This is a genomic window from uncultured Sunxiuqinia sp. (assembly GCF_947495665.1).
GTDB lineage: Bacteria > Bacteroidota > Bacteroidia > Bacteroidales > Prolixibacteraceae > Sunxiuqinia > Sunxiuqinia rutila.
In genome coordinates this window covers 131,347-157,012 of the sequence record NZ_CANLZV010000006.1, presented here as the reverse complement: position 1 = coordinate 157,012, position 25,666 = coordinate 131,347, and the positions used below count along the sequence as shown (strand labels likewise).

The window sequence follows — 25,666 nt, the reverse complement described above, 5'->3', positions numbered from 1 at the left end:
AGATGGTCTGTGTTGGGGAGAATGTATCAAATGTTACAAACTTGATTTTTTATGCTGAACTATGATTTATTAAGCCGATCGCCGGTTTTTAGGGGGCTGAGCCCGGAGCAGCTAACCGAGCTTTTTCGGGCTGTCCATTACCAGATCCGGAACTTTGAAAAGAATGAGCTGGTGGTACATGCCGGCGATGAATGTAATCGGCTGTTTATTGTGCTGAAAGGAAGTGTAAAAGGGGAGATGGCCGATTATACCGGAAAAACCATTAAGATTGAAGATATTGAGGCGCCGCGCCCTTTGGCTGCTGCCTTTTTGTTTGGTCAGAATAACCGGTTTCCGGTGACAGTGATTGCCAACGAGCAGGTAAGCTTGCTGAGTATTGAACGGGTTGAGTTCCTCAAGCTGTTGCAGCAGGATTCACAGATTTTGACCAACTACCTGAATTCGATCTCTTCGCGGGCGCAATTCCTGTCGCAGCGCATTAAGTTTTTATCGTTTAAAACCATTCGGCAAAAGATTGCGCACTACCTGCTCGATTTGGCAGGCGATCGTTTGGCAGTGGTGGAGTTACCCCTGTCGCAAGCGCAGCTGGCTGAGTTTTTCGGGGTGACGCGTCCGTCGCTGGCACGGGCCATGGGTGAGCTGGATCAGGAAGGCTACATTGAAGTGCAACGCCGGACGGTCCGCATTCTGGATAAGCAAAAAATGAACGACTTACTGAAAGGGTGAGGGCCTGTTTGTTAAGTTAGAATTAACACCGATTGTAAATAAACACTAATCTATCTTTTATTCTGTAGTTTTGTATGAAAAGGATCGCAATGGAATGTATTCAGCATGGTGAAAAGACGTTTTTGAAATTCCGAAAATTGACCGATTCCGGTGTTTTTCACTTTTCGTCGACTCGAAAAGGGTGGGGAGGCAACGGGCAATCCCGCTTTACGGGTGATCAGCCTGAAACTTACAATTATTTCCGGCAGGAGTTGGCCAATGCCTTCCGGCTTGACGCGAAGCAGTTGGTTATTCCGCGGCAGGTACACGGCAAACGGGTTGTTGTGGTTAATGAGCTTACCGTGCCCGGCGATCTGGAAGAGACAGACGCGTTGATCACCAACCAGCCGCAGTGTTGCATTTGTGTGCAAACGGCCGACTGTGTGCCCATTTTGTTGTATGATCCGGTGCGCCGGGTGGTGGGGGCTGTTCATGCCGGTTGGCGCGGAACCGTGCAAAAGCTTGTGAGCAAGACCGTTCATGAAATGCAACGTCACTTCAATACCCAGCCTGAAGACCTGATTGCCGGGATAGGACCTTCCATTCATTTGCATGCCTATGAGGTTGGTGACGAGGTAATTCGTGCTGTACGCGAAAAATTGCCCAATTACCGCGAATTGTTAAAACCGGCAACAAAGCCCGGGAAAGCTTACTTTGACTTGTGGGAAGCGAACAAAAGTCTGCTGGTAATGGCCGGCGTACCTGAAGAACAGATTGAAATTATGGGGTTCTGTTCGTTTTCTCACCAAACCCTTTTTTATTCGGCGCGACGAGACGGGATTAATACCGGACGCATGATTTCAGGTATTATGTTGGCGAAATAATTATCTTTGCGCCGATATTTTTTTCGTGAACAGCAGGTGGCATCACCCTGCCTAAAAAATTAAAAAAATGCACAACGAACTACTGTGGCTGGTTATGTTACTGGCCAATTTTCTGTTAATTATAGCTGCCTATAAATTCTTTGGAAAATGGGGATTGATCATGTGGATTCCAATTTCCGTTATTGTGGCAAACATCCAGGTTATTCAAACGGTTGAGCTGTTTGGCTTGGTGGCTACCTTAGGCAATATTGTTTATGCAACTTCTTTTTTGGTAACTGACATTTTATCGGAAAACTATGGGCGCGAAGACGCGAAAAAGGCCGTGTGGATTGGTTTCTTTAGCTTGATTTCGATGACCTTGCTGATGAATCTGGCACTTTATTTCCTGCCGCTTGGAGGCGATGTATTTGCCGGAACAACGCACGAAGCCATAAGCACCATTTTTAAGTTGATGCCCCGCATTGCAGTTGCCAGTCTGGCTGCTTACCTGGTTTCGCAAAGCCATGATATTTGGGCGTTCCATTTCTGGAAAAAGCGTTTCCCAACAACCCGTCAGCTATGGTTACGCAACAATTTAAGTACCATGGTTTCGCAGCTGCTGGATAGTGTGGTGTTTACCTTCATTGCCTTTTTTGGGGTGTTTGAGTTGAATATGCTGTGGGAAATCCTAATCACTACTTATCTGTTGAAATGGGCCGTTGCTGCTGCCGATACGCCTTTTGTTTACTGGGCTCGAAGCATCCATAAGAAGGGGAATTTTGTCGTTCGCTAAAGCGCGACCTGTTTTTTAGCGAAAGAGCTTCGCCTGCTTGCCAATCGGTGGCATGGATTGCTTGTCGACCTTTGTTGGGTGTGTTCATTTACAGCGGATTGAATCGTTACGGTGCATTTTGCTTTGCAGTCAACCATTTTCTTATTTGAGGTGTTGAAAATAAAATTCAGCGGCTGATAAAAATAGTTTTATGATGATCTAAAACTATTTATTTTAGCACCTTAAAGTTTGATTGAAAAACAGGACCTATGAAGATATTTAAATTTGGCGGAGCCTCGGTAAGCTCTGCAAGTGCGATCCAAAATGCGGCATCAATTATTGAGTTGTTTCCCGGACAAAAGGTCATTGTGGTTTCGGCCATGGGCAACACAACCAATGAGTTGGAAGAGCTCGTAAAAAGTTACTTCAACAAAGGCAAGAAAAGCCAGGAAGTGTTCCAGCGTATTCAGGATTACCATGCTGGTATTATTGCTGATCTGGGCCTTGGTGAAGACGATTTGGGTCAAGTGAAACAACTTTTTGCAGCTTTGGATCTGCGTTTGGCAGAGAGCCCTTCACTGAATTTTGATTACGAGTATGACCAAATGGTTTGCTATGGCGAATTGATTTCCACGGCTATCATTTCGGCTTACCTGAATAAGCGCGGCCTGAAAAACCAGTGGATGGATATCCGTCAAAGCCTGCGTACCGATGACACACATCGCGAAGCACTTGTTGACTATAAGTGGTCTGAAATGCTGATTAACAATAACTTCACTTTTAAGAATGTTGACCACTACGTCACTCAGGGCTTTATTGGTTCGACCAATACGAATCAGACGACCACTTTGGGACGCGAAGGTTCTGACTTTACGGCGGCCATTCTGGGTAACCTGTTGAATGCGGAAAGCGTAACGATTTGGAAGAATGTACCCGGTGTTTTGAACGCTGACCCCGTAGATTTTGAGGATACCGTAAAGCTGGAAGAACTCTCTTATAAGGAAGCGATTGAGCTGGCTTACTCCGGAGCAAAGGTTATTCATCCCAAAACCATTAAGCCTTTGCGCAACAAGCGGATTCCACTTCTTGTTCGCCCGTTCGACTTCCCGGACCAGGCTGGAACCATGATTCACGATGTAGGTCATCAGCTGGACTTGGTTCCTGTTTTTATTCTGAAGAAAAAGCAGGCGCTGATTACCCTGTCACCGTCAGATTTCTCTTTCATCGGGATTGATCAACTATCCGAAGTATTCAGCTTGTTTAAAAAGCGCCGGATTAAGGTGAACCTGATTCAGCAATCGGCGATTGATCTTTCGCTATGTATTGATGAACCGGAAGTTGGACTGGAATCGTTGGTTGTTGAGTTGCGTAAGGAGTTTGATGTGCTTTACAACACGGGACTGATCTTGGCCACCATTCGTTTTTACAACGATGATGCGATGGCAAAGATGAAGCAAGGTCGTCAACTCTTTCTGGAACAAAAAAGCCGGCGTACCGCACGTTTGGTGCTGAAATAGTCAAGCGCCAGACAGGCTTGGTTAAAAAATGAACCAAGCTGACAAAAGAATAAACTGCGGCCCGTTTTTTTCGAATTACGGGCCGCAGGTGTATATTTCTGTTTTGTTTGTCATAAGTTATCGAAATATCGTACTTTTAATCAACAAAATCAGAATTAGTGGACTGACCAAATAAAACACACCATGGCTAAAAGAAAAAAAAGCAAGTTACTTCCTTTACTACTCGTCCTTCTTGTTGTTCTCATCATTGTGTTGGTCGTTGGGAAAAAGCAAGGTTGGTTTGGAAAAGAGTTTGAAGTTAAAGTTACCACCCAAAAAATTGAAAGTAAAACCATCACCGAGTTGATCACAGCTAATGGGAAGGTTCAGCCTGAAACCGAAGTAAAAATAAGCCCCGATGTCTCCGGGGAGATTATTGAGATGGACATTGAAGAAGGAGACCAGGTGAAAAGAGGTCAGCTGTTGATGGTGATCAAACCCGATATTTACATTCAGGCACTGAACCGGGCCGAAGCCAGCCTGAATTCTTCGAAAGCTCGCTTGGCGCAGGCCGAAGCCCAGCTGATTGAGCGGGAGTTGGCGTTCAAGCGGTCTAAAACATTGTATGATCAGCAAGCCGTTCCGCAGTCGGAGTTTCAAACGGCTCAGGCCAGTTATAAGGTATCAGCCGCAGAGGTGCGCGCAGCTGAGTTTGCCGTAAAATCGGCTGAAGCTTCGGTGGCAGAAGCCGAAGAGCAGTTGGTGAAAACCAAAATCTATGCGCCCATGGATGGCACAGTATCCAAACTCAATGTTGAAAAAGGCGAGCGGGTAGTAGGAACCAACATGTATGCCGGAACCGATATGATGGTGGTGGCTGACCTGGACCGGATGGAAGTGAAGGTGGAAGTGAACGAAAACGATATTGTGAAGGTGACAAAAGGAGACACCGCCCTGGTGGAGGTAGATGCTTATTTGAAGCGCAAGTTTAAGGGAATTGTCACCGAGATTGCCAACTCGGCTAATACGGTGGGGACTTCATCTGACCAGGTAACCAATTTTGATGTGAAGGTGTTGCTGTTGCAGGAATCTTACCTCGATTTGATCGACAGCGCTTCCATGAATATTTATCCGTTTCGTCCGGGCATGTCAGCCACGGTTGATATTCAGACGGAGACTCGCAAAGGGGTGATTGCCGTACCGATTCAGGCAGTTACTACCCGGGTGGCAGAAGGCGATACCGTTTCGGGCGCAGAAACCTCAAAGGATGAAAAAGAAGAAGTGATTTTTGTGTTGGAAGAGGGATTGGCTCGTAAAAAACGGGTTGAAACCGGTATTCAGGATAACATGAACATTGAAATTTTGAGTGGAATTCAGGACGGTGATGAAGTGATTACCGGCCCCTATAACATTGTGAGCCGGACCCTGAAAGATAGCTTAAGTGTTAAGCCGGTGGATGAAAAAGAATTGTTTGAAGCTCAAAAATAAAGAGGCAAAGGCAACACAAAAAAAAGCCATTCGGGATTTTCCGAATGGCTTTTTCTATGCCTTGATGCTTACTTATTCCGGACGTTTAAAATTGTTCCAGAAACTTTCCAGGTAAGCCTCGTTTTCGAAGTAATCTTTTCCCGTTCGTTGGCTTGGGCTAGTGTTTAAATCCAGCACACTGGCCTTCCGGCTAAAGGTTACCTGCTGGTTTTTCGAATTTAAAAATGTTTTGTCGCAATCCAGGTAGCTAAGGGCGTACTTCCCGTCCTGGGGTTTGTATGTAGCCGTGTAATGATAACGTACCTGGCTTTGTTTTTTGCTTTTGGTTGCCAGTGAACGGTTGTGCGGGTTGTTGCGTTTGGATTCAACCACACACTCATTACGCAGAATTTCATAGTTATTCTGGCTGATGTAAATTTTCCCGTCCAGACGGGTGGCATAATAATCGCCGGTATGGGCCAAATCGGCTTTGATGGTTTTGTACGAAATTACCCAAACCGAATCGCCGTTAAAGGGGCTAATGCTTTCGAGTTTTAAGTCAAAGTCGTTGAGCAGTTGGGCATTTAAAATCCCATTGGCTAGCCGGGCAATATCCATTTCAAGCAGCTCGTCAAAGCCGGTGCTACCTGTTGAAATCGAATACGATTCGAAATTTTTGTTGACCTCCGTGAACTGATAGTGGCGATTTTTAAAGGCATCGGTGATGAATGGCGAGCGATAAGCTGTGACATCAAAAAGATCAATAACAGCTTCGCGGTTTTGTTGCGCATCATCTCCTGTTTTCAAGGTTTCCTGGTAGTAAAATTTCAGACCCAAAGGTCCTTGGTGAAAGTTCTCAGGAATATTGTTTGCGGCCGTTTTTATAATTCGGAAAAGAACCCGGGATTGTGCAGCAATATCAACATCCTCAATATCGTAGGTCTGCTCATTTAGGTCAATCTTGATGAAGTCTTTTTGCAAGAGTTGGGCAATGTCAAAGGTGCGGTTTTCATAGCCTACTGCCGAAAAAAACAGTTGTTCCTGTTGAAATTCTTCCGGAACCTTAAGTTCGAAAAAGCCTTGGGCGTCGCTGGCTGTGCCGTAAAAGGTGCCTTCAACACCAATGTTGGTATAGGCAATTCCTGCCTGGTTGGCCGCGTCAACCACGCGGCCTTTAATTTGCTTGACTTGTGCTTCTGTCGTTAAACTAAACAGAAGAAATAAGGATATTATCAGATTTCTCATGTTGTCTTTTTTTTAGCTCAGAGTTTTTCCTATTTTTAGCTAATAACGGGAGAATAAATTTAAAAGTACAATTTGAATAACATATTTATAAGAAAGACGTTATTTATTCAAATTAACCAAGCAACAAAAAAATAGTTTGAAATCAAACAATCCGGGAGTTAAATCCTCTTCAATTCAGCATGAATTAGGATTCAATTGCCCGGCTTATTGTTTACAATAAAATTGAATAAAAATGAGAACAAGCAAACTTGTTATATTCATCGCATGCGTGGGGCTTTTGTCTGTATCGTGTGTGTCGAAAAAGAAATACTTGGACATGGAATCATCGAAATTGCGCGCGGAGCAGCGGGTGCGGGACCTGACGGATGAGAATCAGGCCAAAGCTGACCGGATTGCGCAGCTGATTGCCGACTACGAAGAGACCAAGACAGAATTGATGGGCAGCAATGCTGAAAAGGATCAGCTGATTAGTGACTTAAACGGACAAATCAATACTTTGGCCAACAATGTGCAGGAAAAAGATGCCAACATCGAAGAAAAGATTTATGCCTTCGAATACGAAAAGAGGCAATATAACCAGCAGATGGAAGGCTATAAAAATCAGATAGCTACTTTGCAGGATGATAAAAATGCCCTTTCTTCGCAAGTGAAGAAACTGACTGGCGATCTTTCCGAAATTCGTTTTGACCAGAACCGTCAGAAAGATGAAAATGGTAAGTTAGAATTTCAACTCAAATCGAAAAACAGTACCATTGAAGAATTGTCGGGGCAGCTGGCTACTTTAAAATCGCAAGTGCAAAAGCTGAAAGTAGATCTTCAATCCAAGGATGAAAAAATCGAACAACTGAAAAACAATGTTAGCTTGCTGAAAAGTGAGTTGGCGAAATAAATCAATCGTAAAGTTAAATTGAATGAAAAAAATGACGTATTTGCTGGCGTTGCTGCTGTGCGCAGGGCCGCTGCTGGCACAAAAAGATGTAGTTAAACTGTTTAATGGTAAGAACCTGGATGGTTGGAAAATTCACGGTACCGAAAAATGGTATGTGGACAAAGGGGAACTAGTTTGTGAAAGCGGCCCGGATAAGGCTTATGGTTACCTGTCAACCGAGAAATCGTATGATGATTTTGAGTTGGAAGTTGAGTTTAAGCAAGAAGCCAATGGCAATAGCGGCATCTTCTTTCGTTCTACTTTTGAAGGAACGAAAGTGAGTGGCTGGCAAGTAGAAGTAGCTCCGCCAAATCACGATTCAGGCGGTATCTACGAGTCTTATGGCCGTGGGTGGATCTGCCAGATTCCGGATGAGGAAGAAGGTCACCTGAAAATGGGAAAATGGAATAAAATGAAAATTCGCCTGCAAGGCGGCCATGTCACTACCTGGTTGAACGGACACCAAATGTGCGACATGACCGACGATAAAATTGCAGAAGGCAAAGGAAGTATTGCCCTGCAAATTCATGATGGAGGCGGCATTAAAGTACGCTGGAGAAACCTGAAACTTCGGGAGCTTTAACCCAAAGAAGGCAGGTTAATTCCTTTTATTTTACGGAATAAATCAAGGGCATACAAATCCGTCATGCCCGACACAAAGTCGATTACCGATTGTACCTTTTCATAGGTCGAATGGTGGTCGACTTTGTACTGAACAGGCATCAGTGAAATCAGGCGTCGCGAGTACCCCTTGTCGGGAGAAAGGACCGCCTCGGTAAACGCTTCAAGCAGCGTTCCGATAATCTGGTGACCCGAAATTTCAACTTCCACTACTGCCCGGTGTCTGTAAATTTTTTCGATGGACAAGGCCTGAATTTCGTCCATGGCAACCTTCGAGATTCCTTTAACCTGGCTGATCAGCGACTGCTGAAAAGTTCCTTCCATAATGGCTTCCTGGTTGATTTCAAATTCAGCCATGCATTGGTGCACCAGCTTGTTAATTACCCCCGCACGCAGGTAGGCAATGCGCTCATTGTGGTCCAGTACTTCGTTGAAGGTTGCTTCAATCTTGGCCAATAAGTCCTTGTCTGCCTGCTGGTCATAGAAATTAAGGAAAAGGGCTTTGGTTTGCTCATAAGTCAGAATCCCCAGTTTGTGAGCATCTTCCAAATCCATCAGCTGGTAGCAAATATCATCGGCTGCTTCAACCAGAAAAACCAAGGGATGGCGGGCAAATTTCAGCGGATTGTTTTCAAGCTGTTTGATATTGAGCTCGCGGGCGATTTCTTCGTAGCAGGCTTTTTCCGATTGAAAAAAACCAAACTTGGGTTTGGTAACATTGACCGATTCAAACGGGTACTTAACAATGCTGGCCAATGTGGTATACGTTAAGGCAAAGCCTCCGGCACGACGCCCGTGAAATTGGTGGCTAAGCAGTCGCAAAGCATTGGCATTGCCATCAAAATAAACAAAGTCTTTCCATTCTTCGGGTTTTAACATGAGCTCCAGGTTCTGCCCTTTTCCATTTCTGAAATAGCTTGAAATGGCTTCTTCACCAGCATGCCCGAAGGGAGGGTTGCCCATGTCGTGGGCCAGGCAGGCAGCTGAAACAACCGCGCCCAGTTCCGAAATTAGCGGATTGGTTTCACCGGCAGCCAGCAACTTCTCTGAAAGAATATTTCCGAGCGATCGGCCAACACTGGCCACTTCCAGGCTGTGCGTTAGCCGGTTGTGTACAAAAATGCTTCCGGGCAGCGGGAAAACCTGGGTTTTATTTTGCATCCGCCGGAATGGCGATGAAAAAATAATCCGGTCGTAGTCGCGCTGAAACTGGGTCCGGTTATAGTTTTCCGCCTGTTTTGCTGCGGGTTTGGAGCCTAATCGTTTACTCGAAATTAATTCGTTCCAGTTCATCATAGCTTTTTATTTTAATAAGCAGTTGGGGGCGCTTTCTGTTCAAAAAATATCAACCTGATAATTTTTCAGCTCTCTGTCCAGTTGTTTTGAATTTGGACAAACCGATTCGAGCAGGTTCCAAAAGCGGGCACTGTGGTTCTTTTCCCGGGTATGGGCCAGTTCGTGCAGAAGAACATAGTCGGTTAAGTGATCCGGCAAACGCATCAGATGCACATTCAGGTTGATGTTGTTGGTGTATGAGCAGCTTCCCCAGCGGCTTTTTACATGTTTTACAAATACTTTTTCAAATTGAAACTGGTGTTTGTCAGCCAGTTCCTGAAGGCGGGCAGGCAAGTATACTTTGGCTTCGTAACGCATCACTTCTACGAGCGTTCTGCGTATAAACTGCTGAATGGGTGGGTGTTCGTGATTGATGTGTTCCGGAATGTTGATTTGAATAATCCCGTTCCCAATGCTGTTTGATACTTTTGACTGCCTGACTTTTACGACTCTTAATTGGTGAAACTTTGTTCGAAAAGAGCTATCTTGTCTAAAAACAGTTAAACCTGTTTTTAGCTTTTGTTGTTGTTCTTGTATCCAGGCCGTTTTTGATTTGACAAAGTCAATTGCTTTTGACTCGGAAGCTAAAACAGGCATGGAGACATGGGCCAGTCCATTGGGTTTTACCCGTAACCGAAAATAACGGGAGCGTTCATTTCTAACTAGAGTAACCTGGCCAACAGGTTCTACATCGATCACTTTTTCAGCCTTCATAGCGTTGATAATTGCTGACGAAGATAATCAATCCTTCAAAATTTGAACTATGGAACAAAAAAACACGATTGAGGTATTTGGGACGATTAACAAACGAGAAACCGTATTTACTATTGATGACAAAGTAGAGCCGGGAACCCTTGTTTTTGAATCACTTGAGCCATTTCCGGGCTATTACCACGAAACACCTTTTGACACAAAGCCAATCTACATGTACATTGCGTTACAGGAACATTATCCACTGGAAACGATTATTCGCGCCACCCAGGAGGTGGAAAAGGATTTTGACGAAAAATTTGATGCTGGTAAAGGGTTTCTTACCATGTATGATACGACTTACAATGTTTTGAGGGTGCGGCATCTGAACCGATATGACCTGATTGGTGCTCTGCAAAAAGCCTATGCTGCGAATGGGATTCAATTTCTGACTAAAAACCGGAAGAACCTGAAAGAAAAAGCCAACATTAAAGTGGTTAAGTTTTTCAGTTTGGAGGAAATTGACCCTGGAATTTACCTGGATTTGAAAGAAGAGTTTCATGCCTATATTGAGCTTCCGGCTCATTATACTTGGGAAGAGTTCGATGCACTAAGCAACCGAGTGAAATACAATTGGAGTGAGAGTAAATTTGATGCGGCTGTTGGAGCCTTTTATCACAAGGGGCGGTTGCGCGAGTTTGTAAGGATTTATAGTAATAAATTGAGCCTGGAATATTTGCAGCAGCTGAAAAAGCTGTATCTGGAAAAAGTGAAACTACCACAGTAAAGAAATACTGAAAGCGGGATAACGGTTGTTATTCCGCTTGTTGTATCGGGCAGATTGGTTTCATGTTACCACTTAAAAAAGCTGCACCAATGAAATGAATCACTGATGCAGCCCCGAGTAAAAAAAATTATGCTGCTAATTTATTGGAAGTCGTGTTTGTTAAAGGACTTGACTTCAACAACGAGTTTCCAATTTTTTTGAATCGGCCTGCGGAAGTTCCGGGTCGATTATTTTTTCTGTCACTTATCCCTGTCTCTATTTTTAAATCTGATTGACTATGAGAAGTGTACGTATTTTGCTGTCAGTTGTAACTGCCCAAAACTAAGTATATTTTTCTCAAGAAATGCTGTTTTTGCGGATAAATGTGTACGCACACACCATTTTTTTTTATCTTGTCGCATGTTCTTCTCCTCCAGAGGTATGGTTTAACAAAGGAAAATCCGACTAATCCATTGTTTGGTTAAGGGCTTTATTTTGAGTGCTTACCGGATTCATGTCGGAGGAGAATCAGAAAAAGGCTTCTTTCTTTGTTGACCGTAATTGTTCGAGGGCACTTTTGCAGATTTTTTATAGTGTGTTCGCAAACACTTTTTTAGAAAGGATTATAATTCGGAACTTTGTAATGTAGACTAATCTTTAAAATCGACTATAAATGAGAAAGATAATTGGAGTTTTGTTAATGGTTATGACAGTTTGTTGGTCGTTGTCGGCCCAGGACCTGGGTGTACATCAACAGTCAACAACCTATGAATGGCCATCCGACCAAAAGGTTTTGGAAAAATTGGATCAATGGCAGGATCTGAAGTTTGGAATGATTATTCACTGGGGCTTGTATGCCGTTCCGGGAATAATCGAGTCGTGGGCACTGTGTTCCGAAGACTGGATAAACCGGCCCGATAGCATGGGCTATTGTGAGTATAAATCGTGGTACTGGGGCTTGAGCAAAGAGTTTAACCCGGTGAAATTTGATCCGGAGCAATGGGCAGATGCTGCTGATCAGGCGGGTATGAAATACTTGGTGTTCACCACCAAACATCATGATGGGTATAACATGTTCGATACCCAGCAAACGGATTTTAAAGTAACGAACGGCCCGTTTGCTGACCATCCCAAAGCCAATGTGGCAAAGTATGTTTTTGATGCTTTTCGGGCTAAAGACTTTATGATTGGGGCATATTACTCCAAGCCAGACTGGCATTCGCAAGACTTTTGGTGGGATAAATATTCAACGCCCAACCGGAATGTTAACTATGACATTCGCAAATTTCCGGAGCGCTGGAATCGCTTTAAAACATTTGCCTATAATCAGATTCAAGAGTTGATGACTGATTACGGTTCAGTGGATATTCTTTGGCTTGATGGCGGTTGGGTTCGCCCGCGTGAGACGGTGAATGAAGAAGTGTTGTCGTGGGGAGCACCAATTCCGGAGTGGGATCAGAAAATTGATCTGCCCAAAATTGCCGATATGGCGCGCCAGAAACAACCTGGCTTGCTGATTGTGGATCGCACGGTTCATGGCCCTTACGAGAATTATCAGACTCCCGAACGCAGTATTCCTTCCAAGCAATTAACTTATCCTTGGGAAAGCTGTATTACCCTCGGCAGCAATTGGGGATTTGTTCCGAATGAAAAGCTGAAATCGCCGACGAAAGTGGTGCATGACCTGGTAGAGATTGTGGCCAAAGGAGGTAGTTTATTATTAGGCGTTGGGCCTCGTCCTGATGGAACGCTGGATACCAAAGTTATTGAACGGCTAAAGGTGATTGGCGAGTGGCTTGAGGCCAACGGAGACGCTATTTACAATACGCGACTTGCCGATTTTTACCAAGATGGCGAAGTGTTTTTTACGAAAGGTAAGAACAAGGAGACTTATGCAGTTGCCCGGTTGACAGAGGGAGAGCCTGTTCCGGCAACGATTCGTTGGAGTGGAAATTTACCGGCAAAGGGTTCAGATTTGATACTGCTGGCTACCGGAGAAAAAGTGAAATGGAAAATGGACGGAGACCAGGTGGTGGTGACCGTGCCAAAGTCATTCCGGAAAAGTCATGCTGAATACCCTGCGTTGGCCTTTTCTATTCAACCCAATTTATAGAACTGATCTTTTAAGTATTGAGAAAGATGATGAAAAAACAATTTTGTATACTGAGCCTGATTCTCTTACTGTCCGCTCCGTTTTCTGCTTCTACACAGAACTTGCGGGAAGGCCTTGAGCATTTGTTTACACCGGTTCGGAATTATGTGATTTACCAGGCTGCTGAACCGATTGTAGTGGATGGAAAACCAGACGAAGCCGCTTGGTCAAAAGCCAGTTGGACGGCAGAATTTGTGGATATTGAAGGAGACCTCAAACCAAAACCATTGCATCGTACACGTGTTAAAATGCTATGGGACGCGAACAACCTGTATGTGTTTGCCGAGCTGGAAGAGCCGCACGTTTGGGCCTACTACGACACGAATGATATGATTGTTTATCATGAAAATGATTTTGAAGTTTTCATTGACCCGGACGGCAATGCGCATGATTATTTTGAGTTTGAAGTAAATGCCCGCAACACCTTGTTTGACTTATTTATGCCACGTCCGTATCGCGACGGAGCCCGCCCCTTGGTCATTTACAATGCCCCGGGCTTTGAAAGTGCCATTGCTATTGATGGAACGCTGAATGATGCGAGTGACCGGGATAAAAAATGGACGGTAGAGATGAAAATTCCTTTTTCAGACTTGCGCTCCGGGGTTGAGAGTGAAGTGCCTGAGCAAGGTGAGCACTGGCGAATTAACTTTTCGCGGGTACAATGGAAAACCGATGTTGTTGATGGTCGGTATGTCAGACGCAAAAATCCGGATACGGGGCGTCCGTTGCCCGAATACAACTGGGTTTGGAGTGCTCCCGGCATCATCAGCATGCATGCCCCCGAACGTTATGGAATCGTTCAGTTCTCGACTCAGCCGGTAGGAACTACTACCGATGATTTTCAGCCGGAGAAGCATGAGCAATTGCGCCAATATGCCTGGTTAATTTATTACCGACAGAAAAATTATCAGCGTGAACACGGCCGGTATGCAGATAATTTGCAACAATTGGATTTAAATGACCGTTTCACCTTAGATGGAAATGAGCCGGCCAAGCTGGAGCTGGAAGCCAGTAAGTGGCAGTTTACAGTCAGGCTTACGGCTGCTGATGGAACTTCTTTTACGATTAATGATGTAGGCTTATTCAAAACAAATCAAAAATAGACAGATGAAAAAACGTGAATTCTTAAAATCGTCCTTACTGGCAGGTGCCGGTATTTTAAGCTATACCAGCTCGGGAGCATTTCCGAAAGCAAGCAAATCGGAAAAAACAGCGACTAAACATTGGGTTTGGGAAAATCCGAATCAAAAAGAAACAGAAGCTGAGTTGCAGAAAAAATACGAACGGTATTACGATGCCGGCATCCGGGGGATGTTTTTTGAGAGTGACAGCGAATTACACTTCCGGGTTGCCAAGAAGGCGGGACTGGAAACACATCGTTGGATGTGGACCATGAACCGGGGGGAGAAGTCGTTGCTGGAGTCGCATCCTGAATGGTACGCCATCAGCCGTACCGGCGAGTCGTGTGCCACCAATCCTCCGTACGTTAATTACTACCGCTGGCTTTGTCCGTCAAAACCTGAGGTTCAGAATTACTTGCGCGAACAGGTGGAAAAGGTTTTGGAGAAAGACTATGTGGATGGCATTCACCTGGATTATGTACGCTACTGCGATGTGATTTTGCCAGTTGATTTGTGGGAAAATTATGGCATTGTTCAGCAGGAGGAACTGCCGGAATATGATTTTTGCTACTGCGAAACCTGTCGGTCAAAGTATCAAGAAATGCACGGTGTTGATCCGCTGGAACTGGAATATCCGGATCAGAGCCTTTCATGGCGAAACTACCGATACGACCGGATTACAACTATTGTGAATCAGGCCTCGGCTATTGCCAGTAAGCACAAAAAGCAAATTACAGCCGCGGTGTTTCCAACACCGGAAGTGGCCCGCCGGATTGTTCGGCAAGATTGGACCAACTGGAACCTGGATGCTATCTGTCCGATGATTTATCACGGATTTTATCGTGAGCAAGTGCAGTGGATTGGCGATGCGGTGAAAGAAGGTGTTCACTTTCTGTGCGGTCGGTTCCCGCTGTATGCCGGATTGTTTCTGCCTAACTTCAAGTCATCGGAAGAGCTGGATGCTGGCATTAGCTATGCCTTGAAAAACGGTGCAGCCGGCGTTTCGCTGTTTGGTAATGTTGATGATGATGTGCTGGCTGTTTTGAAAAAGCACAGGTAACTTGAAGTTTGTTTCATCCGATTAACAGGAGCGATCCCTTCTTAAGAGATATCCAAATAAAGGCTCCAAGGCGAGTGATCTTCTGATCCCGTGCTTTGGGGCCTTTATTGATAGCGCCCAATCATTCTGCCAGAAATGCCCGTTTTGGTCTGTTATTCCAGACGGTCGGTAATGCTGCAGGCTTTTTTGAATTGGTGCGTGTTTCCGTTTTGGTCGTGCACTTCCAGCCAAACAATGTAAATACCCAGCGGACTTTTGCTCCCGTTTTGCAACTCGCCATTCCAAATCCATTCCCCTTGGCTGCCGGCAGGTTCGTTTTGAACCAAGTCATTGATCGGTCGACCATGAGAATCAAATATTTTCAGGTTGGCCACGTAATGCGGATTTTCAAATTGATAGCTGATTGTTAAATAATCATTGTACCCATCATCATTGGGGGAGAAGGATTTGGGTTCTAAGGTGACGCTGTTGGCTTGGTGAGACTCGGTCCGGCTCATTGAATTGGCATAGCCGGGAGTGGCAAAGTGTACGGCCGGACTTGCTGAAGCCCAGTTGGAAGGATCATTGCTGGATTGATCCAGGGCAATTCGCTCCAGCGATACACCTTCTTCGTCAACCAGAAGCGGATGGTGCATTTTCTCTGAATAGTGGAATTCTTCGAGAACTTTCAGCGAATCGGCCATTAGCACTATAGTTCCTTCATCGTTGTTCATGGCGGGCAAGTCAGGAAGGTTCAGAAAGCAATCGGGACAGGATGTGCTGTAGAAAGCAAAAACCTGCTCCTGACTTTCGCTGAGCACCAGATAACTTTTAGGCGGGAAGTATGCTTCTTGAGTTGTTATCGGAATGATGGTTTTTAAGCTTCCATCGTCGTTTTTATTGGCCAAAAACAGGTGATCAAGGCGAATCATCTTGTCCGATTGATTGTAAAGTTCAACAAAATCAACGCCCTCGGGATAGGGGTTGAAAAGAACCTCATTGATAAAAAGATCACCGATAACCGCCAGCTGATTCGGATCAATTTGTTCCGGTTGGTCGGTCCAAATGCGGATAGCATCCAGAATGACTTTATCGCTGGCATAGCTGCTATTCAGGCGAACGATGATTCGGATCGAATCACCTTCCAACTGAGATTGACTGGCGATGACTTCACCCCAGTTCCCTTCATTCACCCCATTGGTTTCAAAAAGTTGTTCTTCCTGCTGGTCAATCTGGTAATAGGCTTTCAGGTATTTACTCGCCGGATTTTTGCCGCTACCGGTCTCTTTGGCTATCAGCTCACAATTGATTTCGGTGTATTTGCTAATCATGATCCATGCCGAAGTCCAAATGGCTTCGCCGTCGCAGTCCAGGGCTTCAAATCGGCCGCCGGAGGTCGTCACTGTTTTAACGTAGTCATTTTCAGCCGTGAATTGACAATCTTCATAATCGAGAGACCAGCCCACATTCGGATCAAGGTTTGAATGAATGCTTTCTCCGTTCGCATCGCCCCATACACCCAAGTCGGGTTGGCTGAAGTTTTCCTCCCAAATTACCTTGCCCTTGCTTTCATTTGTTAATAATACTAAAAGCATTATAAGAAAAACACTATTTATACGCCACATATTGTGAAAAATTAAAAGCAAACTGCTAATTTTGCGGACTTTATTATACGTTTGAAAGAACGTAAGAATGAATTCAAATTAATAAAATTTATTAAATTATGAAAGTTGCAGTTGTTGGTGCAAGTGGTGCTGTTGGGCAGGAATTTCTTGAAGTTCTGGCCGAGCGTAATTTTCCACTCGATGAGTTAGTTTTGTTTGGATCGGCCCGTAGTGCCGGTAAGGTGTTTGACTTTAAAGGCAAAAAACTGACTGTTAAAGAATTGAAACACAACGATGACTTCAAGGATATTGATATTGCCTTGACATCGGCTGGCGCTTCTATTTCTAAGGAGTTTGCATCAACCATTACTAAATATGGTGCGGTGATGATTGACAACTCCAGCGCCTTCCGTAACGATGATGATGTTCCATTGGTTGTTCCTGAAGTGAATGCAGAAGATTCCAGAAACCGTCCACGTAACATCATTGCCAACCCAAACTGTTCAACCATTCAGATGGTTGTGGCTTTGAAACCCATTGAAAACTTATCCAAGATTACCAAAGTTCAGGTAGCTACTTACCAGGCTGCCAGTGGCGCAGGTGCTCAGGGGATTGCTGAATTGGAAGAGCAAACACGTCAGTTGGCTCAGGGCGAAGAGCCTACGATTAATAAATTTCAGTATCAGCTGGCCATGAATATTATTCCTCATATTGATGTTTTCCTGGATAATGACTACACCAAAGAGGAAATGAAAATGAATTGGGAAACGAAGAAAATCATGCACACAGACATGGAAGTAAGTGCTACTTGCGTGCGTGTACCGGTTGCCCGTTCACACTCTGAAGCTATTTGGCTGGAAACAGAAGAGGAGCTGAGCCTGGAGCAGGTGCGTGAAGCGTTCAATAACTTCAAAGGCCTGACAGTGATTGACAAACCACAGAACAAGGAATATCCGATGCCGCTTTTTGTAGCCGGGAAAGATGATGTTTATGTCGGTCGTTTGCGTAAGGACCTGACAAACCCGAAAGGAATTACCTTCTGGTGTGTTGGTGATCAGATCAAAAAAGGTGCAGCGCTTAATGCTGTTCAGATTGCTGAATGGTTGATTGCCAATGGTGAAGTGAAATAATGAATTTACCAGACAATAACTAATGAGAAACCCGGCTTGATGGCCGGGTTTCTTATTGGGTGATGTTTTTCTTTCTTGTTATTCCTGTGGATTGATCCAATCAATATCGTATAAGAAATCGTTGTATGGGAAGCGGGTAATATGTACCTTTTTCACTTCCTCATAAAGTACCTTTTTGAAGGCTTCCACATTGTCTTTTTCGGTGGCCGAAATAAATAAAGACGGCGTGTTGCCTTTGCCCATCCAACTGTTTTGAAGTTCTTCCAGTGAAAGGTTTTCCTTCGTTTTGGGGCTTAAATCGTCTTCATCTTTTTGGACGTACTCAAAAGCATCAATTTTATTGAACACGTAGATGGTGGGTTTTTCGCCGGTCTTAATTTCTGCCAGTGTTTCGTTAACGGTGTCAATTTGCTCCTCAAAACCGGGGTGTGAAATATCAACAACATGAACCAAAACATCGGCTTCGCGCACCTCGTCAAGGGTTGATTTGAACGACTCAACCAGTCCATGGGGCAATTTGCGAATAAAACCAACGGTGTCCGCCAACAAAAATGGAAGGTTGCCAATAACCATCTTGCGGACGGTGGTATCCAGTGTGGCAAATAACTTGTTTTCAGCAAAAACTTCTGACTTCGCCAGCATGTTCATGATGGTTGATTTGCCCACGTTGGTATAGCCAACCAAAGCTACACGAACCAGTTTTCCGCGATTTTTGCGCTGTGTGGCCTTTTGTTTGTCAATCTTTTGAAGCTGAATTTTTAGCCGTGCTATTTTATCCAGAATAATCCGCCGGTCGGTTTCAATCTGTGTCTCTCCTGGACCACGCATCCCAATACCACCTCGTTGCCGTTCCAAGTGGGTCCACATACGGGTTAGACGGGGCAGCATGTATTGATATTGAGCCAATTCAACCTGTGTTTTGGCATGCGCTGTTTGAGCGCGTTTGGCAAAAATGTCCAGGATCAAATTGGTTCGATCAAGAACTTTGCATTCCAGCGTTCGCTCAATATTCCGGAGTTGTGTCGGACTTAGTTCATCATCAAAAATCACGGTGTCAATCTCATGAACTTTGATAAAGTTGTTAATTTCCTCCAGTTTTCCCGAGCCAACGAAAGTTGCGGAATTGGGTGTGTCTAAGCGTTGAAAAAATTGTTTTTCAACTTTTGCCCCTGCGGTATCAGCCAAAAACTCAAGTTCATCCAGGTATTCTTGTGCCTGTCTTTCATCCTGTTCTTGGTTAATTAACCCAACGAGTACGGCGGTTTCCTGTGTTTTGGCGGTTTCTATCATTCAGCTTTTACTTCTATCCATAAAAAATCCTGGCCCCGAAATACGGAACCAGGATCTTTTGTTTATCTAAAATCGTTATTGTAATACAAAGTTAATTGGAACCGTGTAAGAAACTTTTACTGGTTTTCCCCTTTGTTGTCCTGGCTTCCATTTTGGAAGGTTGTTTACCACACGAAGGGCTTCTTTGTCCAACGACTGGTCAACACCACGGGCAATACGCGCATTGGTAACGCTTCCGTCAGTATCAACAACAAAGTTTACGTATACTTTACCTTGAATACCGTTTTCCTGAGCAATAACCGGATACTTAATGGCGTTGGCAATAAACTTACGCAAAGCCAATTCTCCACCGGGGAACTCGGGCATGTCTTCTACAATAAAGAATACCTGACCTTCTTCTTCCTCTTCTTCTTCCTGAATAACAGGAGCTACTTCAATAGCTGTTTCTTCGTCGATATCTGTGTCCTGGATTTCCAGTTCATCTTCAATTTCAACGTCGTCTTCCACAATGTTCAACACTTCTACTACTTTTGGAGGTGGAGGTGGTGGTGGTGGTTTTACTTCTTCTTGACGGGTGATGGGGATAACCTCGTCTTCTACTACCTGCTCAGCCATTGTTCCCAATGAAGATGCCTGTTCTACTTTTGTAGTCCATTCAAAAGCAAGCAAACAAAGACCAAGAGATACCACTAACCCTATCTGAACAAAGATATTTCTTTTGCTCTCAAGATCGGCTTTTGGTGATTTCTTTAGTTCCATAATTCAGTTTTAGAAGTTTATTCTATTCTCAGAAATACTTTTTCTTTTGAGGGGTTAAAGATAAAAAATAATCTTCAAAAGCAAGAGTTCAAATCTTTTTTATTAACAGACTTATTTCGGTTTTTGTTTATTGTAATACAAAACTAATGGGAACATGGTAGAACACGCGGACTGCGCGACCTGCTTGCTTGCCCGGTTTCCACCGTGGCATGCTTTCCACCACCCGGATTGCCTCTTTGTCAAGGGATGGATCAACAGGACGAACCACCGAAACATTGCCCACCTGGCCATCAGCATTAACAACAAAGTTGACATAGACTTTTCCTTGGATCCCATTTTCCTGCGCAATTACCGGGTAGTTGACTGTTTTGCCAATGTAGTTGAGCAGCGCTTGCTTGCCTCCTGGAAATTCAGGCATCTCATCCACAAAGTTATAAATGACGGTTTTGTCCTCATAGGCATCATCCTTACGGTTGGCAAGCAAGGCATCCACATCAATTCCTTCATCGGTTATTTCGGAATTGAATATTTCGAGATGCTCATCCTCAATCTCTGTTTGATTATCTACCAAGGTGAATTCTACGACTGTTTGAACCGGAGGAAGGACTTCTTTTTTCTCTGGTCGGGTAAGTGGGATCACAATGTCATCGGGGACGCCCCAATCAACCTGGTCAAAAGCGTCGGTTTGATTTACGGGTGTTTTCCAGCTGAAGGCCAGCAGCACAAAACTTAAGGAAAGAACCAGTCCAATACTTAGAAATAAGGAGCGTTTTCCTTCTAAATCGGCTTTTTTAGTTTTCTTAGTTTTCATGACTTTAAGTTTAAAAGTGAATGATTAATTCAATGGCTAAACCTTGAAACACAAAAACTAAACCAAAAACGAAAGGAAGAAACCTGGGAGTTTGAATTGGCCTCCGCCCAACCCATTTTGAACAGGTGTTTACTTGAAGGCTAATCGTTGAATTCGCTGAGAAAAGAACCGTTCTGGATACATTAATTAATTGTGTTTATTTTTTACAAAATTTCGAGGAGTCTCCCCGTAAGCTCTTTAAACAACTTATTCTGGGAAGAACACCAAACTGATTTCTCGCAAGGAGACTTTATTTCCGGGAGCTTCTATCGTTCGATGGAAGAAGGAAAAGCAGCTTTCTTAATGAATGAAGAGCTTATAGCGGGTAAAAAGGTGTCAATTCCATTGTTGGACCTGGCGATTACGAAAGAAAAGGCGTATTGGGAAAACAAAGAATAGCTTTTTGATATTGGACATTTCATTGAAAATGAGGAATACCCGATTTTTATTTGCCGAAAATGTAAAATTTGTGTGTTGGCATGGTCTTGCGGTTTAAAAATATTTATATATTTGCCCTCGCTTAATGGGGGATTAGCTCAGTTGGCTAGAGCGTTTGACTGGCAGTCAAAAGGTCATCGGTTCGATTCCGATATTCTCCACAAAAAGAAAAGCAGTTGCAGCTATTTGCTGTAGCTGCTTTTTTGTTTTTACAAAAGTCGTTTTTCAGTAGTCCTCATGCTGAAATACGATGCCCCTGTTTTTTCAAAATCCCAAATATCATGCTTTTTTCTAGGGGGTTAACTTCAATAAAATGACTAATTTTAACTATCCTATTTTGAAAGGAGGAACCTTCTTCAATTATAGAATGGCGCTGCTAGCCTGATGTGGAATCAATTCTAAATAAGTGAAAAGCAATGAATGAAAAGCAGGATCAGAAAATAGGCTTGGCTCTTGGAGGCGGCGGAGCGAAAGGCTTTGCTCATGTCGGGGTATTGAAAGCCATTGATGAAGCCGGAATTGTTGTGGACAAACTTGCCGGAACAAGCATGGGGGCAATTATTGGCCTATTGTACTGCGCCGGCTTTGGTGCTGATGAAATATTAACGATGCTCCACAAAGAGAAAATTTGGAATTGGTTTAAAATTGATTTCCGGAACGGTGGGTTGGTTAACCTCAATGGGGTGAAGAAGCGGTTGGAAAATTACATCAAGCACGATCGGTTTGATTTGCTTCAAAAGCGCTTTTTTGTAACGGCCACCAACTTGAATACCGGGAGAGTGAAGGTGGCGGGCGAAGGTAATCAATTGATCGATTGGGTAATTGCCAGCGCTAGCATCCCGGTGGCTTTTGCTCCGGTTCATCTTAATGGCTCTGTCTTTGTTGATGGGGGCTTGTTTATGAATTTACCGGTTGAGGCCTTAAACTTCGATTGTGATGTGGTGATTGGTTCAAATGTGATTGGCGATCAAAGAGTTGAGCATATTTCTGGAGCCAGGGACATTGCGGAGCGGGTGTTTGATTTGTGTGCTATTCAAAATCAACGGAATAGTAAAGTCTATTGTGACTTGTGCATAGAACCCGATGAATTGGAGCAGTTTTCAGTTTGGGACTTTGACAAGTTCGAGGAAATCGTAGCGATTGGTTACCACACGGCAAAGAAAGACCTTGATCTTTTCTTTCGGTGTAACCCTTCTTCAAATGATCAGTAATAATTACTGATGCTTATGCATCTGTTTCTCTGAATTCTTTTTTGTATTTATCTGTTTATTTATAAGACTTTAAGAATTGAGCCTGGTTGTTTCTTTGTAGGCTAAAGTTGCTTGTAAGCAACCTTTTCACTTCGACTTGCATCTAGTTGGATAGTTTAGTTTAATAGATTCAGGAAATAAGAGTGCTGAAGCGGGATCTGAAGTATTATCGATGACAATTACTTGGATTCGATCTTTGGTACTCGTTTAAATTAATTAAGGATAAAAGGTTATGATGAAAGGTATTTTTAGCTTAATACTGCTGGCAACGCTGTTTTCATGCAGTACGCAAAAGAATGTATACTGGGTGAATAGTAGTAAGGTTGATTGTATGGGTGTTAGCCCAATGTCGTGCATGCAAGTGCAAAAAGGGAATAACATGGAGGAAGCCCAATGGCAAAATTTTTATTCGACCATTGATGGTTTTGACTATGAACCGGGGTTTTTCTATAAATTGAAAGTCAAAGAAGAGCATCTTCCCAAGGAAGAGGTTCCGGCTGATGCTTCTTCCATCAAGTACACCCTTGTTAAAGTGCTGGATAAACAAGTGGACCGTAGCGCTCTGATCCATGGAAAATGGTTGTTAGCACGAATTAATGGCGGTCCGGTTAATCGCTCGGTCGTTCTTCCCACACTGGAAGTCGATTTAGAGAACAACCGTATTTTTGGTTCCAGCGGATGTAACACTTATTCAGGTCCCATTCAACAACTGACTCAGGAAGCGATTCTGCTGGGCAATGTTGCAAGTACCCGCAGAGCTTGCATGAATCGGAATATTGAAGATGCTTATTTGAAAGCTTTGAGCCAGGTAGCCAGCTATAAGGCGGTTCAGTCAGAGCTTGTTTTTTACGGTGAAGATGGCGCAGAATTATTGGCTTTTATCAGGCAGCATGAAGAGGAAAAGGTCAACCAAAACTTGAATGACATTTGGGCTTTGGAAACCATGAATGGAGAACGCGTAACTGATTTTGAGGAACGCCCGGTACTTGAAATTCACTTGGCCGAAATGCGGGCAGTAGGAACGGATGGCTGCAATAATTTCATGGGCGATATCAAAAAACTGGATGGAAAGAACCTGGAATTTGGTGTTCTGGCCGGAACCCGAAAAATGTGTCAGAACATGACTGTTCCTGATCAATTTGGAAAGAGTTTGCAGCAGGTTAAAGGCTATCAGCTTGTTGGTTTAACTTTAATTCTAACCGACGAAGCGGACAATGAATTGATGAAATTTAAGAAAGTTGACTAGTGTCAAACGAAAAAAGGAAATACCAGTATCGGCTTACCCTAATGCTTATTGGGGTAAGCTTATTGTTTCAAACTTACCAGGTAATGGGGCAGGATCAAACCAGTCCGATGTTTGAGAAAGGAACCTGGCACACGGGTTTTACCATGAACCTGAACAATACCAGCAGTGAGAATCTGGACAACCTGTTGTTTAACGTCGGGAAGTTTGATAATACTGGCTTCGGATTGAATTTTTCAGGAGGCTATTTCCTTGCGGATGATATTTCTGCAGGTATTAAATACAGTTATCAGAGTAAGGAAATGGATGCCATTTACGAATGGAACGAAGAAAATGCCCGCTACCAGTCGGCGAAGTCTAACCATCGCATGATTTTCTTTTTACGGAATTATTACCCAATCTCGCCTAATGGACGGTTTAGCTTCTTTAACGAAACTGATTTGGGAGTTGACTTAGGAAGTAGTGTCACGCGTCATACCAAAAGCGAGAAAGATATCACCAAATCCTATTCCGAAGAATTTTCGCTGGCCTTGGGTGTAAAGCCGGGTATGGCTGTTGTTTTAACCAGAGGCTTTGCTTTTGAGGTGTCTGTTGGTTTGTTGGGGCTTACTTACACCAATAAGAATGTAACTACAGATGGTGTCAAGGAGGGTAGTAGGGATAAGTTCAATTTCGATTTTGATATTTCGCTGCTTTCTCTGGACTTTGGCCTGGCTTATTATTTTTAGAAAGGAGGGAATGATGAAATCAATAGATCAACTAATAATTGCCTTACTCCTTGTTTCATTCACTGCCGGATGTGTCAAAGAAGATCACTTTGGTTTTAGTGATGGTGCCGATATTCTGAGCCTTGAACTTAGTAATCAGAATGGAACGCCTTTTATTGACCGGCAAAATGATTCGCTCTATGTGGAGGTCGCTAATGGAACCGATCTTTCGCAGCTTGTTGTAAAAAGCCTGGAACTGTCTCCGTTTGCAAAGGCTACCATTGCCGTTGGCGACACCCTGGATTTTAGTGAAAGCAGCGAGCTTCGTGTTGGTGTTACGGCTGAAAGTGGTGCCGTTTCGAGCTGGAGTTTCAATGTGTTTGAGCTAGGAAGTCAGCCACAAATCTCAAATTCTGATTTTAATACCTGGCACAATCGGGGAACTTACCTCGATTTAGGCGTGGATGATGAATCTTCAGCCTGGGGAACAAGCAACCCAGGAGCTGTTTTTGGGGGCATAACGCCCAATGTTCAGCAGTTGGAAATGACTACTGGTGATTATGCGGTTAAGCTAACAACCCGGTTTACCTGGGTTGGCTCGTTGGTTGGAAAACCGATAGCATCGGGCTCGGTCTTCACCGGCGATTTTCAGGAAGGAAACATTAGTTTCGACAATCCACAGGCGGCCGTTAAATTTGGAATTCCTTTTACAGCAACTCCTGCATCGTTCAGTGTCGATTACCAATATACTCCTGGCGAGAAGAACATGGATGCCTCTCAGAATGCTTTGCCTTATGCGGATACCGGCGATATGTACATTTTGTTGGAAAGGAGAGAGGAGGAGCAGGTAAAACGTGTGGCAACGGCTTGGTTCCGGATTGAGGAAGGAACCAGCTCGATGAAAAACATAACCGTCAATTTTACTTACGGGCAATTACCTGCGGGCTCGCCGGAATATATGCTTCCGGGTGAAGGCGAAACTTATGCGGCGGAGGGAGAAGTGCCAACGCATATTGTGGCTGTTTTCTCGTCAAGTGCCAATGGAAATGATTACGAAGGAGCTGAAAACAGTGTCCTCATCATTGATAATCTCGTTTTGAATTATTGATTGCTTTCCAAGTGAAAGCATCTTTAAATGAGTCAGACCGTTGGTTTTGATTCGTTTAATTGAAAAAAAGAAGTCCTGTCTGTTTAT

At 43.9% G+C, this 25,666-nt stretch carries 23 protein-coding genes and 1 tRNA gene; 17 read left to right on the top strand and 7 right to left on the bottom strand.

Going from position 1 to position 25,666, the window contains the following annotated elements; all coding sequences use genetic code 11:
- Nucleotides 1-51: 51 nt before the first annotated feature.
- From Q1A18_RS09650 to Q1A18_RS09630, 5 genes are all read left to right on the top strand, one after another.
- Nucleotides 52-726, top strand: coding sequence for a Crp/Fnr family transcriptional regulator (locus Q1A18_RS09650; RefSeq protein ID WP_299578948.1), 675 nt, complete (start codon nt 52-54; stop codon nt 724-726).
- Nucleotides 727-800: 74 nt separating this feature from the next.
- Nucleotides 801-1,589, top strand: coding sequence for a peptidoglycan editing factor PgeF (pgeF, locus tag Q1A18_RS09645; protein WP_299578946.1), 789 nt, complete (start codon nt 801-803; stop codon nt 1,587-1,589).
- A gap of 67 nt (nt 1,590-1,656) precedes the next feature.
- Nucleotides 1,657-2,361 carry a queuosine precursor transporter gene (locus Q1A18_RS09640; RefSeq protein ID WP_299578944.1) on the top strand — a complete coding sequence of 235 codons (705 nt, stop codon included), beginning with the start codon at nt 1,657-1,659 and terminating at the stop codon, nt 2,359-2,361.
- A 248-nt stretch (nt 2,362-2,609) separates the two neighbouring features.
- Nucleotides 2,610-3,857, top strand: coding sequence for an aspartate kinase (locus Q1A18_RS09635; RefSeq protein WP_299578942.1), 1,248 nt, complete (start codon nt 2,610-2,612; stop codon nt 3,855-3,857).
- A 183-nt stretch (nt 3,858-4,040) separates the two neighbouring features.
- Nucleotides 4,041-5,324 carry an efflux RND transporter periplasmic adaptor subunit gene (locus tag Q1A18_RS09630; protein ID WP_299578940.1) on the top strand — a complete coding sequence of 428 codons (1,284 nt, stop codon included), beginning with the start codon at nt 4,041-4,043 and terminating at the stop codon, nt 5,322-5,324.
- 72 nt (nt 5,325-5,396) lie between these two features.
- Here Q1A18_RS09630 and Q1A18_RS09625 read toward each other — a convergent pair whose 3' ends face one another.
- Nucleotides 5,397-6,548: a carboxypeptidase-like regulatory domain-containing protein gene (locus tag Q1A18_RS09625; RefSeq protein WP_299578938.1), complete on the bottom strand. Its 1,152-nt coding sequence runs from the start codon at nt 6,546-6,548 to the stop codon at nt 5,397-5,399.
- Nucleotides 6,549-6,780: 232 nt separating this feature from the next.
- Between Q1A18_RS09625 and Q1A18_RS09620 the strand changes: the two genes are divergently transcribed.
- Complete coding sequence (locus tag Q1A18_RS09620; protein WP_299578936.1) at nt 6,781-7,437, top strand: hypothetical protein; 657 nt, start codon at nt 6,781-6,783, stop codon at nt 7,435-7,437.
- A 22-nt stretch (nt 7,438-7,459) separates the two neighbouring features.
- Entirely contained in the window at nt 7,460-8,059 is a 600-nt protein-coding gene (locus tag Q1A18_RS09615) for a DUF1080 domain-containing protein (RefSeq protein WP_299578934.1), read from the top strand.
- Here the strand turns inward: Q1A18_RS09615 and Q1A18_RS09610 are convergent.
- Nucleotides 8,056-9,393 (bottom strand): deoxyguanosinetriphosphate triphosphohydrolase, encoded by a 1,338-nt coding sequence (locus Q1A18_RS09610; RefSeq protein WP_299578932.1) that lies wholly within the window; start codon nt 9,391-9,393, stop codon nt 8,056-8,058. The genes Q1A18_RS09615 and Q1A18_RS09610 overlap by 4 nt on opposite strands.
- A gap of 39 nt (nt 9,394-9,432) precedes the next feature.
- Entirely contained in the window at nt 9,433-10,146 is a 714-nt protein-coding gene (locus Q1A18_RS09605; protein WP_299578930.1) for a SprT family zinc-dependent metalloprotease, read from the bottom strand.
- A gap of 49 nt (nt 10,147-10,195) precedes the next feature.
- Between Q1A18_RS09605 and Q1A18_RS09600 the strand changes: the two genes are divergently transcribed.
- The 4 genes from Q1A18_RS09600 to Q1A18_RS09585 all read left to right on the top strand — a co-directional run bounded on the left by Q1A18_RS09600 (nt 10,196) and on the right by Q1A18_RS09585 (nt 15,221).
- The gene (locus tag Q1A18_RS09600; protein ID WP_299578928.1) at nt 10,196-10,909 is read left to right on the top strand and encodes a hypothetical protein; all 714 of its coding nucleotides are present in this window, start codon (nt 10,196-10,198) and stop codon (nt 10,907-10,909) included.
- A gap of 652 nt (nt 10,910-11,561) precedes the next feature.
- Entirely contained in the window at nt 11,562-13,001 is a 1,440-nt protein-coding gene (locus Q1A18_RS09595; RefSeq protein WP_299578926.1) for an alpha-L-fucosidase, read from the top strand.
- 26 nt (nt 13,002-13,027) lie between these two features.
- Complete coding sequence (locus tag Q1A18_RS09590; protein ID WP_299578924.1) at nt 13,028-14,143, top strand: carbohydrate-binding family 9-like protein; 1,116 nt, start codon at nt 13,028-13,030, stop codon at nt 14,141-14,143.
- A gap of 4 nt (nt 14,144-14,147) precedes the next feature.
- The gene (locus tag Q1A18_RS09585) at nt 14,148-15,221 is read left to right on the top strand and encodes a family 10 glycosylhydrolase (RefSeq protein ID WP_299578922.1); all 1,074 of its coding nucleotides are present in this window, start codon (nt 14,148-14,150) and stop codon (nt 15,219-15,221) included.
- A 152-nt stretch (nt 15,222-15,373) separates the two neighbouring features.
- Here Q1A18_RS09585 and Q1A18_RS09580 read toward each other — a convergent pair whose 3' ends face one another.
- Nucleotides 15,374-16,795 carry a gliding motility-associated C-terminal domain-containing protein gene (locus Q1A18_RS09580; protein WP_299578920.1) on the bottom strand — a complete coding sequence of 474 codons (1,422 nt, stop codon included), beginning with the start codon at nt 16,793-16,795 and terminating at the stop codon, nt 15,374-15,376.
- 128 nt (nt 16,796-16,923) lie between these two features.
- On the opposite strand from Q1A18_RS09580, the gene Q1A18_RS09575 reads away from it, so the two are divergent.
- Nucleotides 16,924-17,934: an aspartate-semialdehyde dehydrogenase gene (locus Q1A18_RS09575; RefSeq protein WP_299578918.1), complete on the top strand. Its 1,011-nt coding sequence runs from the start codon at nt 16,924-16,926 to the stop codon at nt 17,932-17,934.
- A gap of 78 nt (nt 17,935-18,012) precedes the next feature.
- Here Q1A18_RS09575 and hflX read toward each other — a convergent pair whose 3' ends face one another.
- From hflX to Q1A18_RS09560, 3 genes are all read right to left on the bottom strand, one after another.
- The gene (hflX, locus tag Q1A18_RS09570) at nt 18,013-19,224 is read right to left on the bottom strand and encodes a GTPase HflX (RefSeq protein ID WP_299578916.1); all 1,212 of its coding nucleotides are present in this window, start codon (nt 19,222-19,224) and stop codon (nt 18,013-18,015) included.
- Between the two features lie 75 nt (nt 19,225-19,299).
- Nucleotides 19,300-19,983 carry an energy transducer TonB gene (locus Q1A18_RS09565; RefSeq protein ID WP_299578914.1) on the bottom strand — a complete coding sequence of 228 codons (684 nt, stop codon included), beginning with the start codon at nt 19,981-19,983 and terminating at the stop codon, nt 19,300-19,302.
- Nucleotides 19,984-20,110: 127 nt separating this feature from the next.
- The gene (locus Q1A18_RS09560; protein WP_299578912.1) at nt 20,111-20,794 is read right to left on the bottom strand and encodes an energy transducer TonB; all 684 of its coding nucleotides are present in this window, start codon (nt 20,792-20,794) and stop codon (nt 20,111-20,113) included.
- A gap of 564 nt (nt 20,795-21,358) precedes the next feature.
- On the opposite strand from Q1A18_RS09560, the gene Q1A18_RS09555 reads away from it, so the two are divergent.
- The 5 genes from Q1A18_RS09555 to Q1A18_RS09535 all read left to right on the top strand — a co-directional run bounded on the left by Q1A18_RS09555 (nt 21,359) and on the right by Q1A18_RS09535 (nt 25,579).
- Nucleotides 21,359-21,432 (top strand) — tRNA-Ala (locus Q1A18_RS09555).
- Between the two features lie 255 nt (nt 21,433-21,687).
- A complete protein-coding gene (locus tag Q1A18_RS09550; protein WP_299578910.1) occupies nt 21,688-22,482 on the top strand; it encodes a patatin-like phospholipase family protein in 795 nt (264 codons plus the stop codon).
- A gap of 271 nt (nt 22,483-22,753) precedes the next feature.
- A complete protein-coding gene (locus Q1A18_RS09545; protein WP_299578908.1) occupies nt 22,754-23,767 on the top strand; it encodes an META domain-containing protein in 1,014 nt (337 codons plus the stop codon).
- The gene (locus Q1A18_RS09540; protein WP_299578906.1) at nt 23,767-24,492 is read left to right on the top strand and encodes a hypothetical protein; all 726 of its coding nucleotides are present in this window, start codon (nt 23,767-23,769) and stop codon (nt 24,490-24,492) included. The genes Q1A18_RS09545 and Q1A18_RS09540 overlap by 1 nt, the downstream gene beginning before the upstream one ends.
- A gap of 10 nt (nt 24,493-24,502) precedes the next feature.
- Nucleotides 24,503-25,579: a PCMD domain-containing protein gene (locus tag Q1A18_RS09535; protein ID WP_299578904.1), complete on the top strand. Its 1,077-nt coding sequence runs from the start codon at nt 24,503-24,505 to the stop codon at nt 25,577-25,579.
- Nucleotides 25,580-25,666: the final 87 nt, after the last annotated feature.